Origin of the sequence: Thomasclavelia spiroformis DSM 1552 (genome assembly GCF_025149465.1) — a bacterium.
Taxonomy (GTDB): Bacteria; Bacillota_I; Bacilli_A; order Erysipelotrichales; family Coprobacillaceae; genus Thomasclavelia; species Thomasclavelia spiroformis.
Window position 1 is genome coordinate 2478480 of sequence record NZ_CP102275.1, and the last position, 18059, is coordinate 2496538.

The following is an 18059-nucleotide window of genomic DNA, read 5'->3' on the forward strand; positions in this document are numbered from 1 at the left end:
AAAACTACCAAGTGATTAACTCGGTAGTTTTAAATATTTATTGTATATTAATTATTTTTTCTTTTTTTAAGACAAGCAATTGCACCTAATGAAGCCAATAATCCTAAACTTGTAAACATTCCTACTAAGCTTTCATCTCCAGTTTTTACACTTGTAGTTGTATCACCATTATTTACTGGTGTACTTACTGTGTTATCTGCTGGTGTATTTACATTAGCTTCTAAGCTATTGATCGCTTTTTCTAATGTAGCTTTAGCATTGTCTACTTCTTTTTGAGTTGCATTTTTATTTGTTAATACGTTTTTAGCATTTTCTAAAGCATCATTTACAATTTGAACTGTTGCTTTACTATAGCTAGCTAAATTTAATCCTTCTGCTTTGTTGATTAATTCTTCTAATAAACTCTTATCTGGAATTAATCTTAAATTCAAGAATGATGTTACTAATTCACTGTATGCATTATTTACTTCTTCTTGCATTGCATTTTCATCATTATATACAGCTACTGCTTCAGTTAACTCTGTTTCAAATGCTGTCCATGTAGCTTCTGTATATTTATCAGCTTCTAATCCACTAACTTTATCGATAAATGCTTTTAATGCTGTTTTATCACCTTTTTCAAAGTCTAACATATGCATAGAATTTGCAAGTCGATCAAATGCATTATTTACTTCTTCTTGTGAAGCTGTTAAATCATTATAAACTGCATTAGCTTCATCTCTAGCAGCTTTAAATTCATCAACTACTGCTGGTACAACATTTTCTAAATCTTCATCAGTGATTGCATTAGCTAAATCTATTGCAATTTGTAAAGCAGTCTTATCAGCAGTTGTAGCAGAAGCTTCAGCAATATTCATACCATAATCTACAACTTGAACTTCTAAATCATTTACATCAAAATCATCAGATATATTTTCAATCAAATCATTTAAATTAATAGTTAAATCTGCTTCAGTGTTATTTACACGAATAATATCACTAACACGAGCATCTTTATAATAAACAGCTAAAGCTTGGATACCAGATCTATCACTTGCATTAATAGTAAGAATTTTGTCATTAGTTAAAGCTAAATCAACTTCTGGTGCAGTTACATCCACATTTACATCAAATGATTGTGTTTGAACATTATCAGAATTCATTAAAACATCTAAACATGAATCTTTATCACCATAGTCTACAGAGTTTAGATATTCATATTCTTGTATAGCACGAACTTCAAAAGTATAAGTACCTTCTTTTACAAGATTACCATCAGAATCTGTACCATCCCAATACATTTCACGATTATATTTAGTACCATAAGTTAAAGCAGCTTGTTGAGTTCTATTACCGTCATTAACTTTTGCTTCAAAATATTCATATTCAGGACCAATTACATTAACAACATTCCCATTTTCATCTTTAATTACTACACATAGTGCTTTGGCATTACGTAATAAATAAAGCGCTGCATAAGCAATATCATCCTTACCATCTTCATTTGGAGATATAGTAACATAAGAACCATTTAATTCACCATTTGTACGAAGATCATCTAAATAGCTACGAATTGTATTGTAATAACTTGTAGAAGATCCTCCAAAGTAATCTGGTAAAGATGTTCCTGTAAATTGATTTGCACCTAAAACCACATCATATCCATCAACTAAAGAATTTAAAGTTGTTGTATGGAACAATGGATATTTTTCATCAGTAGTATCTAATTCACTGATGTCATCATAAGCAGTTGCTAAATCAAAGATTGGAGCTGCATTCCAATCACCTCTAAATCCTAAATAAGGAATGCTAAGAGTTTCATAATCAGAATCTACATTATCAAAGAAAACAAATCCTTCTAAGAACATACCATTAGGATATTTTTCATCATAAGCTTTCATTGTTTCTTCATTCAAAGTTACACTAACTGTAATTTTAGTTGAACTATTAGCAGGAACAGAAATTTTTGTTGCAGATGCATCATTACCATAACGGTTAATATTATTAGATTCACTGACAATAGTACCATTAGAAACAGCAGTAACTTTCATTACACCATCTTCAATTGCATCAATATCTGAACCATAAGTATTAACAGGAGCAATAATAGTGCGTCCATCTGATTCTGTAGTATTATCAGTTTGAAGACATGCAAGTACATCAAATGTCTTTGCTACAGAATCGTAGTTATCCATATTAAATGTAATATCAAAAGTTGTACCTAATTTATCACCTAATTGTACTTTAGTACGAGGAGAATCTCCAGTAATTGGATCAAATACAGTATCATTACGTAATAAAACCAAGCTATTAATTACATTTTCAATATTAGCCATACCAGCACCTTGACGTCTTGGAGAGAAATACAAGTTCTGACGTGTCAAATCTTCTGAACTTACAAATGGTTGATAAGCTATTGCAGTAGAAGCTACTAACTGATTTATCAATTCAACATATTCATGAGTTCCAGTTTTTACTCCAAAAGTATCAAGATTATCATCTACATACTGTTGAGCAAGAATAAATAATCCTTCTGCATTTGGTGAAGCCATAGAAGTACCACTCTTTGAAGATAGTGCAGTATCTGATGATGCTCCTGCAGACCAAATATTTCCTCCTGGAGCCATTACATCTGGTTTTAAATTCATAGATTCACTTACACCCCAAGAAGTAGAACCAGCTGGTCCGTTATCATTATAATTACGAGTTATAGTTTCAGATTTATCTTCTGAAGAGAAAGTTACATTTACAGTACCATTAGCAATAGCAGATACTAAAGCATTATAAACATCACTGCTAGTAGCTGTACCAGCAAAAACAGGAATGCTTTCACCACTTGCACCAGTCCATAAACCATTAGTACCAAAATAATCACTATAATAATCAAAAGTCATATATACGGCCACAGCACCAGCTTTATAAGCATTTTCTTGAGCAGCTATGATACCTGCTTCATCATAAGGAACATAACCATAAACACGTTTTACTAAAGCTACTTTACCAGTTAAGTCTTGTGTAATGGAAGAACCATCACCACAATCAACTAATTCATAAGTACCATTTAATACTTCACCTAGTGCCGGACTATAAAGATCACTAATCATAATAGTATTAACAGTTTCACTATTTGAATTTACAGCAGTAGCAGTAGTTTCTGTGTATTTGTTAATATAAGAATATCCTATACCTTGAGCTGAAGCAACAGTCATAGGTGCGTATAATGAACCAGAGAATCCACCTGCTGAACTATTAGGTAATAATGTAGTATATCCATTAACTAGCGCTCCTGGATGACTATCACGAGCATCATTACCTGCAGAAATATTGATAGTAATACCGCTAGCATGTGCACGATTATAAGCTTGTTGATATCCAGCTTGAGCGTAAGTATTCATAGTTGTAAACCCATTAGGAATACCAAGAGATAAGTTAAATGCATTTACACCCAAAGTAACTGCATCATCCAAAGCAGCAAATACGGCTTCATCAGATTCTTGACCAAAATCATCATTTTCATCAAATACTTTAAAGAACATGATTTGAGCATCATAAGCAGCACCTTTAACGCCGGAAATTTCATCATAACCTTCACCGCCATTACCGGCAACAATTCCACTAACATGTGTACCATGACTACTAGAATCCCCATCCCATGCATCTAAATCACCGCAAGCATAATCAACAGAGAATGGAACTTTAGAGTTATAATAGAAATCTCCATTTAAAATATCTTGTTGTACATCTTCTGAAAAACCAGTTTCATCAAAACCATGGAACCAACTTCCCCAACCTTCTACAAATAAGTTTAATGTACTTTGATTTGCTTTAACAACATCAAGTAAATTTTCTTTTGTTTTATAGTTAGAAAGTAAACCAGCTTCACCAGCTTTTTCTACTTCAGGATCCATATAAGAAAATAATTTATGTGTGTAACGGATACTGCTATCAAAAACTCCAACAACTTTGCCCGCACCAGTATAACCAGCTTCCCAAGCTGCTTCAAGCCCCATTTGGCTAGCAGAACCAGCATCAGATTTAACAGACTTGCTTACATCAATAGCATCACATCCAGTAAGTTCATAATAATCTTCCAAAGATATGTATTCTGCATTTTCTTCTTCTTGCCAATTGGCATCATAATTATAAGTTTGTGTCATGTAAACAGATTTTACTCCATCTAACTTTTTGATTTTTTCTATGTATTGATACTCAACTTGTGCTGCAAAACCATTAAGTAAATTAGTATAGTGATATTTATATACTGTATCAGGAGCAAATTCTGAAATTTCTTTTTTTATTTTATCTTGTTGACTTACCATATCTGCTCGATAAGCAGTTACAGATTCATCAGTAGAATAAGCAATACTATCATTTTTAAACTTAGTAACATATTCATCTACGTCTAAAGTAGTTTTACCATCTAATTCAACAACTACTGTTACAATCTCATCCGGTGCATACTGTTTAGTAGAAATTGTTTCTCCTGCAGTAAGCTCATCCAAAAGATTAGCACCACCGCTAGTCGCCGTATTTTCACCATTTAATGCTACGCTTGTCGAAACCGACGTACCAAACATTGTTGTTACAGCGAGAATACTTACCAAAAACTTTTTAACTGAATTTTTTTTCATAAATTCATCTTCCCCTGGCATAACATTCATGTCTGTTAAATAATCTATAAATGTCATACCTTTTCCTTTCTGTTTAAATTTTGCTTAGAATTATAAAAATGAATATATATTTTGATTTTTTCTTCTAATAGCAAGATTAACTTAGAAAGACTCTTGTTGACTTTGTATATTTTAGTGATAATAATTTACATTTTTCAAACTTTTTTGATACGCTACTTATAACGTTGTATCTACATAAATACAAAAGTATATGCTTTATACAAAACTTATTTCTATTAATGTTAGTAAATTCAAGTATTGATCACTAATTCTTATGTAAAATACTTCTTTAACATTTTTTTAAATCAATTCTTTTAAAAATACCAATGCTAGTTCGTTTTGAAACATTCAATCATCATAGAGACATTCTTTGCCTTAAATATAATTTTTGTTAAAATCTAAATACACTACATCTCACATGACTATATTGAAAAATTTGATAATGTTGCTTATCTTAAAAATATTACTTCTTTTAATAATAAAAGATTAACTATAAATCTTGATGATTCTAGAAATACTGCTATTACTAAATATAAATAATGTGATAACCCTTAAAATATATGCCCATTAAACTTATTAAAAATCTTAATTTTTTATTCTCTTTATCTCTAGGATTACATCCACATTAAATAAAACTAATAATATACAATACTTTTATTCTAGCATCACGTATAAATTCAAGTTCATATCAATTGTGACAATACAACATTTCCCCAAACAGCATCGTCAAAACAAGACTCTCACTCTCTTCATGAATTTATATATCATTGAATACATGTATACAGATTCAGCCACACTCAATCATAATTTTAATAAATGTTAACACGTCTATGATATACACAAAATAAATAATATAGATGAACATTTATATAAGCTACAGGAACTATTGTTTTCAATATATATCATTCACTTTTCAAATTCTAATAAGTATCAGCCAACTTTAATAAAATATATTAATTCCTATATAGTTAGCTTTCTAAAATAAAATGGCACACCTAAAATCTAGTTTTCTATATATAAAATATATTGCACAGATTTCTTAACCCATTGTACCACTTTAATATTTCGTTTTATCTGCTTCCCCGACATTTTTATATTAAAGCATTTAAAAAACAAACTATGACAAATTTCCCGGACAAATCTGCATTTTTCTCTTCCAAAAGCTTCTGAGCCATGGGCAGGTAAAATAGAAATATTATAAGTCTACTATATCAAAAAAAAAACAAATCAACAATAAATAATACTACTTTTTTATTATTTTATTATTTTTTTATTAAAAAATTACCTATTTTTAAAAGTTATTGCTTACATTATTACGCAAAAAAATGTAAAAATATTATTTTAAGTTTTATCTATTTAAGACAATATGTAGCTAAAAATAGTTCAATTTTATTTAATCATCATTCCATTCTTGATGATTATATCTCAAATCCTTAAATAAAAATCAAATATACTTTTTATTTTATAATTGTATAAATATTTTGTATTTGACATACTACACCTGAATGTAAAGTTATCTGAATTAGTAATAGCTGTTATGGCTAATGTAATCGTTTATTACATATGCAAATAGCTAGATAGACACTTATAACAATAACCAGCCTAGTGATAAACCACTCTAAAAGTTAAAAAAGGTTAGAGCTACCACTCTAACCTTTTTTCATTGACATAATGTCATCTAATTTATGAATAGACTATAGCATATAATCTACTTAATTTCAAGTATGCTTATTTTTGGCTATTTTATACTTTCTAATTCAAATTATTTTCCTCTTGGTTTCATTTGTGGGAACAAGATAACTTCTTGGATAGATTCTTGACCAGTTAATAACATCACAAGTCTATCAATACCCATACCCATTCCACCTGTTGGTGGTAATCCGTATTCCAATGCTTCTACATAATCTAAATCCATTTCGTTTGCTTCATCATTTCCAAGTTCTTTTTCTTTTAATTGATTAGCAAATCTTTCATATTGATCATCAGGATCATTTAATTCATTAAAAGCATTTGCATATTCATTACCACAGATAAATAATTCAAAACGTTGTGTAAAACGTGGATCTTCCGGATTTTTTCTTGCTAATGGTGAAATTTCTACTGGATGCCCATAAACAAATGTTGGATCTACAATTGTTTCTTCTACATATTTTTCAAAGAATTCATTAATGATATGACCATATTCATAATGTGGTTCAATTTCGATATGATGTTCTTCAGCTAATTTTTTAGCATCTTCAAATGTCATATCTCCGGCAAAATCAATTCCTGTTTTTTCTTTAATAGCATCTGTCATTGAAATACGTTTAAACCCAGGAGCTAATGAAATTTTATGACCTTTATATTCAATTTCATAAGTTCCACATACTTCATTTGCAGCATTTGAAATAATTCCTTCCGTTAAATCCATCATTCCTTCAAGATCACTAAATGCTTTATAAACTTCAATTGTTGTAAATTCTGGGTTATGAGTTCGATCCATTCCTTCATTTCTAAATAAACGTCCAATTTCATAAACAGCATCCATTCCACCAACAATTAATCTTTTTAATGATAATTCAGTTGCAATACGTAAATAGAAATTTACATCTAACGTATTATGATGAGTAACAAATGGTCTTGCACTAGCTCCTCCTAAAATTGGATTTAGTACTGGAGTTTCTACTTCTACATAACCTTTATTATCCAAATAATGTTGAATTGAACGAATAATTTTTGGTCTTGTAAAAGCAATTTTACGAGCATCTTCATTCATGATTAAATCAACATAACGACGACGATAACGTTCTTCAACATCAGTTAAACCATGATATTTTTCAGGTAAAGGACGTAATGCTTTTGTTAAATGTGTATATTCTTCAACTTTAACAGAACATTCACCAGTATTTGTCATAAACACTGTTCCTTTTACACCAATAATATCTCCAATATCACCTTTTTTTACAAGTTCATATACATCTTCACCAATTGCATCTTTACGAACATATAATTGAATTTGACCCTCACGATCTTGAATATGCATAAAGCAAACTTTACCTTTACGACGTTTAGTCATAATTCTTCCTGCAAGTTTAACTTCAACTACCATTTCTTCTAATTCTTCATGTGTTTTATCACCATATTTTTCTTTAATTTCTTTAGAATATGCTGTTACATCAAATTTTTGTCCAAATGGATCAATTCCTTTATCAATTAATTCTTGTAACTTTTCACGACGAACTAATTCCTGTTCACTAAACTTTCTTTCTTCCATTTTTTCCTCCTAAATATAAAAAACTTCCATCCCAAAGGGACGAAAGTATCGTGGTACCACCCTATTTCATTAATAAGTCACCTTATTAACCTCATTAACTATCAAATAATAGTCTTGCCTGTAACGTGGCTCACGTTATCTAATCAATTTAAATATCCTAGATACAGCTCCTAGTCTTTTTTCATTATACCTATCATTATCTCTTTCCACCAGCCGAGACTCTCTAGAATGATCAAAATACAATTACTCCTCTATTCATCGCCTTTATTCATCATTGTAATCTTAACTTATATTATATATATTGTCAATATCAATCTTTCTAAACTAATTATTTTAATCCATAAATAAAAAGCCTTATCTATGTAAGACTTCTATTTAATATGATCAATAATATGTCGTGCTACAATAATACCATTTGCACCAGCTTGAGCTAATCCTCTTGTTAAACCAGCACCATCACCGGCAACATATAAATCATCAATTTCACATTCAAAACCTTCTCGAACTTTTGGACGAGCTGAATAAAATTTTGCTTCAACTCCGTATAATAAAGTATGTTCATTGGCAATACCAGGTGTTACTTTATCTAATGCTTCAATCATTTCTATGATTGATTTCATCGTGTTATAGGGCAAAACTAAACCTAAATCACCAGGAACAGCTTCTTTAAGAGTTGGAACAGTATAACCTTCTTTTAAACGTTTTTCTGTTGTTCTTCTACCTCTTTTGATATCACCATATCTTTGAACCATTACAGAACCATTTGATAATTTATTTGCTAAACGACTTACCTCATGAGCAAATTCATTTGGTTCATTAAAAGGTTCACTAAATGTATGAGATACTAATAAAGCAAAATTAGTATTTTTACTTCCTAATTTAGGATCATGATAAGCGTGTCCATTAGCTAACATTGTTCCACTATGATTTTCAATTACAACATGTCCTGATGGATTTGAACAAAATGTTCTTACTTTAGTTCCAACACTTGTATTATATATAAATTTACCCTCATATAAACTATTATTAATTTCTTCCATAACAATATTACTTGTTTCCACTCGAACCCCAATATCAACTTGATTATTATAAAGTTCTAAGCCATGTTTTTTCAATACTTTTGTCAACCAAGCTGAACCATCACGTCCTGGTGCTAAAACAACTTTTTTAGCATTAATTACTTCACCGTTTTCTAAAATTACACCTTTAGCATGATTATCTTCTACTAAAACCTCTTTAACAGCTGTTTTAAACAACATATCAATATGTTCTTTTAATTTAGTAGACATTTCTGTCATTATTCTTAAATTTTCTTCAGTTCCTAAATGACGAACTTTAGCTCTAAGCAATTTTAATCCAACAGCATATCCACGATGTTCAATTTCTTTGACCTTATCTGTTGTAGGATCTGTAATTTCCTTAGTTGCACCATGTTTTAAATAAAGATTATCGACATATTGAATAATATCTTCTACTTCATCTGTAGATAAATAGTCAGTTAACCAACCACCGAATTCACTAGTAATATTGAATTTGCCATCAGAATATGCACCAGCTCCTCCAAATCCTGCAGTAATTGAACATGCTGGTAAACATCCAGGCTCATTGTTTTTTATAATCGGACATGATTTTATTTTCTTTTCTTTAATTGGACAATGACGATTCATTACATCTTGTCCTTTATCTATAAGCAATACTTTCAATTCTGGTTGTTTTAGATATAATTCATAACAAGCCATAATTCCTGCTGGACCAGCTCCAACAACCACAACATCATAATTTTTGTTCATTTGATCGCTCCGTTCTGGGTTTTATGCTAACCCTACTAATTATAATCAATATTTTTTTTAATTTCAATATTTTATAATTAACAAGATAAAAACTTACATTATTAAATATTTGCATTTGTATATTTTTTTTACAAAAGTACATATTATATTTTATAATTCATTTTTATAATAACATTTACACATTTAATTAATCATGATAATATAGAAAAAGTGTGCTTGAAAAGCACATTAAATTAATTTAAGAAAGGATGTTGAAATATGCAAAATTTTCTTAGCATATTAAATGAATTCTTATATAGCAATATTTTAATTTTGTTACTTGTAGTAACAGGTTTATATTTTTCAATAAAAACCAAATTTGTGCAATTTAGATTATTTCCTGAAGGTATTCGTTTATTAAAGGAAAAATCAAAACATGAAAACAGTGTTTCATCATTTCAAGCTTTGATGATTTCTACTGCTTCAAGAGTTGGTACAGGTAATATTGCTGGTGTTGCTACTGCTTTAGCTGCAGGTGGCCCTGGTTCTATTTTTTGGATGTGGCTAACTGCTTTTATTGGAGGTGCTAGTGCTTTTATTGAGTCAACTTTAGCTCAAGTATATAAAGAAAAAGATGGCGAGGCTTTTAGAGGAGGGCCAGCTTATTATATTGAAAAAGCTTTAAAGAAACGTTGGTTAGGAATTGTTTTTTCTTGTCTATTGATTGCTTGTTTTATTTTTGGTTTTAATCCACTGCAAGCTTATAATGTTAGTAGTGCGGTTGAATATTATTTTGAAAATAATCAAGTAGTAAGTGTTATTATCGGTATTATTTTAGCTCTTATAACTGCATTAGTTATCTTTGGTGGTGTACATCGAATTGGAATTATTAGTTCCACTGTTGTTCCAATTATGGCTGTTTTATATATATTGATAGGGCTATATATTACACTTACTAATATTGATAAACTTCCTACAATTTTTGCTGATATATTTAGTCAAGCATTTGATTTTAATGCTATAATTGGTGGGTTTAGTGGTTCTTGTGTAATGTATGGAATAAAAAGAGGTTTATTTTCAAATGAAGCAGGAATGGGTTCAGCTCCAAATGCTGGAGCTACTGCTGATGTTTCTCATCCTGTTAAACAAGGACTAGTTCAAACCATTTCTGTTTTCATTGACACTATTTTAATTTGTTCTACTACAGCATTTATGTTATTAAATTATGGAACAGATTCAGGATTAACAGGTATGCCATATGTTCAACAAGCAATTTTTGTAGAGATTGGTGAGTATGGTATACACTTTATAACAATTTCAATATTTTTATTTGCTTTTTCATCTTTAATTGGAAATTATTGTTATGCTGAAAGTAATCTAAAATTTATTATTAATAATAAAAAGATTTTATTTATTTTTAGAATTATTACTATCATTGTTATTTTCCTTGGAGCGCAAGCTAATTTTAATACTATTTGGAATTTAGCCGATATATTAATGGGCTTTATGGCTATTTTAAATATTATCGTAATTTTATTTCTTGGCAAGATTGCTATTAAATGTTTAAATGATTATTGCTGTCAAAAGAAATCTAATATAGATCCTGTTTTTAACCCAGAAAAATTAAATATAAAAGGAACTACATATTGGAATGAAATTAATTTAAAAAAACAAAAAAATTAAATAATTATTTAAAAATAAAAAGAGTAGATTGTTTTTACTCAATAATAGATAACTAAAAATAAAAGATTTATACTTGTCAATCATTTAATAAGTCTCTATTTAACATCTATCCTAAAGTAAGAAGAAATCCATAAGTCAATGTAATCATTAAGTTAAGGAAATAACATTATGGACACTGATACAAAATATCAGTGTCCTCTTTTTTATTTAAAATTGCTAACATTTAAAAAAGTTTAAATCATTGTATTATAACATTAAATAATTCTCATTCTCTTTTCGTTGAAAATCTCAATACTGAGTTTATCCTAAATTGTAAACTTAATTTCTCTACTATTATCAATCATATCATTTGTATGGAAACTGATTCTTTGAAAGATAAATTATTAAAACTGAATGATTATTCTATTGATACTCTTACTGCTTTAGCTTGTATACAGGCCAGAAATAAAATTAAGATTAATGTTTTTAAATTTCTTTTTGATAATTTTATTAAAAAGACAAACTTATAAAGGTTATTGTCTTTTAGCTATTGATGGAAGTGAAGAACCTATCGATAATACTTTTTATGACAAGGAAACAACTCTTTTAAAAAGCTAACTATATAAAAATCAAGAGTTTTTGATGAAAAAGTCTGAAAATAATAAGCTTCCTGATTTTATGAATCAACTAGTAAAGTTCTTTAAAAAGTGAATATGTATTTGTAGTTTTTGGGCATGATGAAAACTACCTTGAAAAAGGTATTTTTAAAATTTGCATATGGCTATTTACTATCTCAGGAGTTCAGGGTCAAACTGCTGACCTGTAGTTAATAGATGATAAATGATTCTAAGCAACTTTCTTACACAATGTCCCTGAGCACAACGATGTCCCTTGCCTTGAGAAAGCTTCAATTGATAATACTGTTTGAATACTGGATTATTGTTGATCACAGGCAGTATGATTTGATATAAGGTCTTTCTCAAGTATTTAGATCCTTTCTTTGTAATAGCGGTATGCTGTGCAGTAAACTGACTGGATTCATAATGCAAAGGAGCGACTCCTGCAAATTTAATGATTTTTCTTGCGCTGGAGTAGTTGCTTATCTCTCCTAATTCGGCTAAAATAGAGGTACCAGAGAAATGAGAAATTCCTGGGATACTTAGGATAGGAGAGTTGTTTTGAACAGAGAACTCTTCTATTTTTTTATCTATTTCAGCGATTTGATCATGAATAAGTTCAATTTGACTAATGAGATGCTTGATTTGAATCACTTCTGCAGATGAAGAAATGCCTATAGAAGATTTGGCACACTCTTTAAGTTTTTCAGCGGTCAGAGAGATACGACCACCTCTGCCTTTGATGTCAAAACATTTACGAATGGTTCTGATATCAGCACTGGCGATATTTTCAGCACTGCCAAATGTTTTAAGTACATTCATGTAGACAGTACCATACTTGCACTTGAATAGACTATTAAACTCGGGAAACACAACATCAATGCATTTTTGTAAACGATTTGTATAGACGTTTATTTCCTTTTTTAAATTATGATGATGTCTAGTCAGCTGTTTTTGTTCATAAAGGTCGAAACTGTCAACCTTTGTAATACGATACTGTTTCTTACGTTTGGGGGTATCTAAGACGTCGCAAATAGTCAGCGTATCAAGTTTGTCATTTTTCGTGATACCACCTTGGAGCTTGCGCGTGAAATCGGTCGTTTTGGGATTGATCAAGGCAACAGTAAAACTTTGATCTAAGAGATACTTTAACAAAGCAAAATGATAATGTCCGGTATCTTCCATACCAATCAAGACAGAAGATTTAGAATAAGGTTTAAGTTTTTGAACAAGAAAATCAAATCCTTCTTTATTGTTGGCAAAAGAAGTAGGCGAAATAATAAGTTCACCTGTATCTTTATCCATGATGCAAAAGAAGTGTCTGTTTTTTCCAATATCGATTCCAACTAACTTCATGATAAAACATCCTTTCCTAATAGATTATGTGAAATGGTATCCACAACACTTAGACCACAAAACCTGGTGCAAAATAGGAATTCAAGACTCATCTAACTCATCATTGTTTAGGAATAAGGTGTGGTAAGATCCTTTCTAAAGTAGTCAAGCCACAAGGAAAAAAATACAAATCTACATTCACATATTCAATATTTTACAGAATAACTTAAACGTCATCAACCACGGATAAACAAGGTTGATAGAAAGGAGAAGGTATACTGTAGATGACTATTAAATGAGTCAATTACAATATACCAGGGAAAAATATGTCATATTAAGCCTTTCACATCAATGCATATTACTTACTATCTTTTGGAGTATACTTATGTCGATAGTACTAGAAAAATAAATAAAAATCGTACTTTTAATGACCTTGTTGATAGATATAAAGGTCCTAAAGCCATATTCATAGCTAACAGTGGTCATAAATCCTATAATAATTTTGAGCATGTTGTCAATTCAATAAATAACTACCTTATACAAATTAGGAATATAACTTACAACAGTAGTATAATGAGTAGTTTTGAGCCATATTCTGATACTGATAAATTTTATATGAATATTTCAAGAATACTGACAATTAAACAAATGAAATCAAGGAAAATCCGCAAATATATAGATTTTTGGCTTCTAAGTGCAACTTTAATTATCTAAGTAAAGAAAAACTATTCTATAATTTTTGATATAGAATAGTAAGAATAAAGATAACTGAAGATACATATAAAAATGTGTCATAACAAATCTTGATAGAGATGAATTTTCTATAGAAAATATAAATGAGCTTTATAATAAAAGATGGGAAATAGAAACATCATCGGACAAATTAAATATGTAATAAGTTTACATGCATTACATTAAAAAAAGGAAACTTATCAAACAAGAAATATATGCAAGATTATTACTTTATAATTTTTGTCAAAGAATTGTACAGGATATAAAAATAAAGAACAAGAGGACAAAATATACATATCAGGTCAAATATCATACATCATAAGAAGATTTTAAAACAAAAAAATGAGTGAAAAAAACACTCATTGAGAACCTGATAGTCAAAAAGATACTTCCTATCCAACTAAGAAGAACAAACACACGCCATGTTTCCGCCAAGAAAGTCGTATGCTTCAACTATAGGTTTAATTAACATATGACTATTATATACCTATGAAAAAGCAATTTCAAAACTGTATTTTTTGCGTACATAGAATAAAGGCATAAGTATATTCCTTTTTAATATTTAACATTTATTTAATTGTTCTTCTAATTTTTCTATTTTTTCTTTTAAATTAATAATTTTTTTAATTATTTCTTCAGTCTCTTTATCAAAAATATTATCCTTACAACACATTTCATAATATACTTTTCCTAATTCAATAAATTGTTTATCCAAATCAGCTTGAGTACTTTTGATACTTATTTTTATCTTTGCTGTATCAGCCAATTCTGAAGATTTTTCAATTGTTTTTTCTGTAAATTTTGCTGCTTTTTTAGTTAAATCATCAAATAAAGCCATATCTATATCTCCTTTTCAATCATATAATATTTTACCTAATAAATTTAATATTTAGAATATAAAATAAGTATATTTAATTATATCAAATTATAAATAATAATACTATATAATCAGTAAATAACAATTAGGCTAATAGAAAGATAATTATTATTATATTAAAGTTAAATATTTTTAGCTTATTTTTGTTATCAGTATTCATTTTATATAAAACATCTAAATTCCCTTTTAAATACAAATAAGAGCAAAATATTCATTTAAATTAATTTGCTCTTATAATTATAATCCGTTATTTACATATTAAATTTTATTGCATAAAACAGAACTTTTCTATAAAATTATTTAAATAATTTTTAGTTAAAGTTTAAATATTTATATTGAAATATATATTTTGTTAGGTAGTATACTTAATAAAATTTGTAATTAAGCAATACATGAACTTAGAGATTTTCGATGCAAAAAATTCTTAACACGCTCATGCTTAGGATGTTCAAAAATTTGTTCTGCCGTTCCATCTTCTAAAATAATTCCTTTGTCCATAAATATAATCCTTGAAGAAACATCTTTAGCAAATGATATCTCATGAGTTACAACAACCATAGTCAAACCTTCATTAGCAAGTTCTCTAATAATATTCAATACATCATCAACCATTTCTGGATCCAATGCACTTGTTGGCTCATCAAATAAAATAACATCTGGATGCATGCACAATGATCTTGCTATAGCAACTCTTTGTTTTTGACCTCCTGATAATTGAGTACTCATTTTATTTTTAAATTCTTCCATTCCTACCTTTTTTAAATATTTTAAAGCTGTTATATAAGCTTCATTTTTGCTCTTTTTAAGTACAATTCTTTGTCCTATCATACAGTTTTCTAAAACTGTTAAATTGTTAAAAAGATTAAAACTTTGAAAAACCATACCAACATTAGCACGATATTTATTTACATTATATACTTGAGTTTCAATATTTTCATTTTTATAAAATATTTTTCCATCATCAGGTTTTTCTAATAAATTGATACATCTTAATAAAGTACTTTTTCCTGATCCACTTGATCCTAGAATACTTATAACTTCTCCTTTATAAATATCAAATTTAATATCTTTCAATACTTCCTGTTGACCAAAATTTTTCTTTAAATGTTGAATTTCAATTATTTTTTCAGCCATTAATATTCCCCCTTAACATGTACCCTACACATTCTTCTTTCAAAATAATTCATAATCAATGAAGCTATTGTTGTTAAAATTAAATAAATAATCATTGTGATAAAAAATGTTTCTGTATATTGATAAGTTGATCCAGCAATAGATGTAGACTGAAAATAAACTTCTGTTACACTAATTACATTTAACATTGAACTATCTTTAATATTAATAATTAACTGATTTCCTATAGAAGGAAATGAATTCTTTATAGCTTGTGGTAAAACAATTTTTCTAAAAGTTTGTACTGTTGACATACCAATACTTTTAGCTGCTTCAGTCTGCCCAATATCTACAGATTGAATACCAGATCTTATAATCTCAGCCATATATGCACCAGTATTAATTGAAATAATAACTAAACCAGCTGTTATCCCTGTCCATCCTAATATTGGTTTTAATAAATAATACAAGAACATTGCTTGTACAAGCATTGGTGTCCCTCGAAATACCCAAAGATAAAAGCCTGTAATCAATTTTAATATTTTTTTCAAACTCTTAATAATAACTGGATCTTGTTCATTAATTTCAATAGCCCGTATAGTACCAACTAACAAGCCTATTAATAAACCAATTGCAGTTCCTACAATAGCATATAAAACAGTAATCTCTATACCATATAGAAATTGCGGAAAATTACTAACAAATATTTCCCATGCTTTATTAAAATCAATACTCATCTTTATTCTCCTGCGGGTTGTCTTTCTACTGCATCACTCATCATTTGATTTCTTTCTTTTTCTGAAATTTCATCTATTGATTCTTGAACAGCTTTAAAAAATTCAGTATCTCTTGTTCCTTCTTTTAAAGCAATAGATACGGTTGTATCGGTTTCAAACCCTTTTCCCTCATTAAATTGTACAATTGTTAAATCATCATGCGCTGCTAAAATACCTTCAGCAACTGCCATTTCTGCTGTAATACCATCGACATCACCTTGTTGTAATGCAATTACCATTTCTGGATAAGTTGATTTTGGTATTACATGATTAACTCCTTTAATTTGGTCAATTACATCATCATAATTTGTACCCTTTTGTCCAACAATACTCTTTCCTTCAAATTGTTGTATGCTATTAAAATTAGATTCTTCACTGTCTTTACGCACAATCATAATCATACCTTTACTATCATAATAAGGTGTTGTAAAATCTGCTCCACTTTCTCTTGTTTCGTTAGCAGTCATTCCTGCAATTACTGCATCGATTTCACCTGAATCTAATGCTAAAATAAGCCCATCCCAAGAAATTTTTTTTATAACAAGTTCTCGATTAAGAGCTTTTGCAATTTTTTTGCAATTTGAACATCATATCCATCTGCATAACCAGTACTTCCTAAAGATACTGTATATTTACTTTTAGAAGATGTTTGCCAATTAAACGGGGCATATCCACATTCCATCCCTACCACAAATTGTTCTTTCTTATTAGTTGCCGAATCGCTATTAGAATTACATCCTGTTAAAACCAAAGCAATTACTATTAATACTAATATTTTTTTCATTTCAATTTATATCCTCCTGTTATTTTATGATATTTAGTATATATTAATAAAAATAAAAAATGTATTAAAACAAAGGGTATAAATATTAAAATATGTTTAAATTTATACTGATTTTTATAATTAAAAATACTCCTATGAATTATAAAACATTTTTATACCTGTTTTTACTAGTTAATATCATTTTCTCTTAAAATTTGATAAATAATTCATCAAGAATATATAACTAACACTATAAACAAGTTTTATTTAAATTTATAGTTATTTTTGTATACAAAAAATATTTATTTTTTATGAGTTTTAAATTTGTCTTCAATTCCTTTTTCTATAATAAAAAATTCTTCTTTTATGTTTGAAGAATTAATTAAATTATATTTCTCTTGACCAACTAAAATTTTATGTAATTTTAATAACATTCAAATATATAAACAATTTATATTTATTTCATAATCATAAGCTGATTAAAACATAATATATTCATGAATTATTACTCAT

The 18059-nt window shown here is 28.7% G+C and carries 9 protein-coding genes, 1 pseudogene and 1 other annotated feature; of the genes and pseudogenes, 2 read left to right on the top strand and 8 right to left on the bottom strand.

Features of this window, described 5'->3' with window-relative positions:
- Nucleotides 1–47 precede the first annotated feature (47 nt).
- The 3 genes from NQ543_RS11830 to NQ543_RS11840 form a co-directional block, all read right to left on the bottom strand.
- Nucleotides 48–4667 carry a S8 family serine peptidase gene (locus tag NQ543_RS11830; protein ID WP_004610917.1) on the bottom strand — a complete coding sequence of 1540 codons (4620 nt, stop codon included), beginning with the start codon at nucleotides 4665–4667 and terminating at the stop codon, nucleotides 48–50.
- Between the two features lie 1744 nt (nucleotides 4668–6411).
- Nucleotides 6412–7902: a lysine--tRNA ligase gene (gene lysS, locus NQ543_RS11835; RefSeq protein WP_004610916.1), complete on the bottom strand. Its 1491-nt coding sequence runs from the start codon at nucleotides 7900–7902 to the stop codon at nucleotides 6412–6414.
- 32 nt (nucleotides 7903–7934) lie between these two features.
- Nucleotides 7935–8170, bottom strand: a binding site (T-box leader).
- A gap of 103 nt (nucleotides 8171–8273) precedes the next feature.
- The gene (locus NQ543_RS11840; protein WP_004610915.1) at nucleotides 8274–9692 is read right to left on the bottom strand and encodes an NAD(P)/FAD-dependent oxidoreductase; all 1419 of its coding nucleotides are present in this window, start codon (nucleotides 9690–9692) and stop codon (nucleotides 8274–8276) included.
- A 258-nt stretch (nucleotides 9693–9950) separates the two neighbouring features.
- On the opposite strand from NQ543_RS11840, the gene NQ543_RS11845 reads away from it, so the two are divergent.
- Both NQ543_RS11845 and NQ543_RS11850 read left to right on the top strand, forming a co-directional pair.
- Entirely contained in the window at nucleotides 9951–11354 is a 1404-nt protein-coding gene (locus NQ543_RS11845; RefSeq protein ID WP_004610913.1) for an alanine/glycine:cation symporter family protein, read from the top strand.
- A 368-nt stretch (nucleotides 11355–11722) separates the two neighbouring features.
- A complete protein-coding gene (locus NQ543_RS11850; RefSeq protein ID WP_154645962.1) occupies nucleotides 11723–11863 on the top strand; it encodes a hypothetical protein in 141 nt (46 codons plus the stop codon).
- A gap of 258 nt (nucleotides 11864–12121) precedes the next feature.
- On the opposite strand, the gene NQ543_RS11855 is transcribed toward NQ543_RS11850, so the two are convergent.
- The 5 genes and pseudogenes from NQ543_RS11855 to NQ543_RS11875 form a co-directional block, all read right to left on the bottom strand.
- Nucleotides 12122–13306 carry an IS110 family RNA-guided transposase gene (locus NQ543_RS11855; RefSeq protein ID WP_039903945.1) on the bottom strand — a complete coding sequence of 395 codons (1185 nt, stop codon included), beginning with the start codon at nucleotides 13304–13306 and terminating at the stop codon, nucleotides 12122–12124.
- Between the two features lie 1273 nt (nucleotides 13307–14579).
- Nucleotides 14580–14855, bottom strand: a complete 276-nt coding sequence (locus NQ543_RS11860; protein ID WP_004610909.1) for a hypothetical protein — start codon at nucleotides 14853–14855, stop codon at nucleotides 14580–14582.
- 420 nt (nucleotides 14856–15275) lie between these two features.
- Nucleotides 15276–16028 (bottom strand): amino acid ABC transporter ATP-binding protein, encoded by a 753-nt coding sequence (locus NQ543_RS11865; protein ID WP_004610908.1) that lies wholly within the window; start codon nucleotides 16026–16028, stop codon nucleotides 15276–15278.
- Complete coding sequence (locus NQ543_RS11870; RefSeq protein WP_004610907.1) at nucleotides 16028–16744, bottom strand: amino acid ABC transporter permease; 717 nt, start codon at nucleotides 16742–16744, stop codon at nucleotides 16028–16030. Before NQ543_RS11870 ends, NQ543_RS11865 begins: the two co-directional genes overlap by 1 nt.
- A gap of 2 nt (nucleotides 16745–16746) precedes the next feature.
- A pseudogene (locus NQ543_RS11875) lies at nucleotides 16747–17567 on the bottom strand (transporter substrate-binding domain-containing protein).
- Nucleotides 17568–18059: the final 492 nt, after the last annotated feature.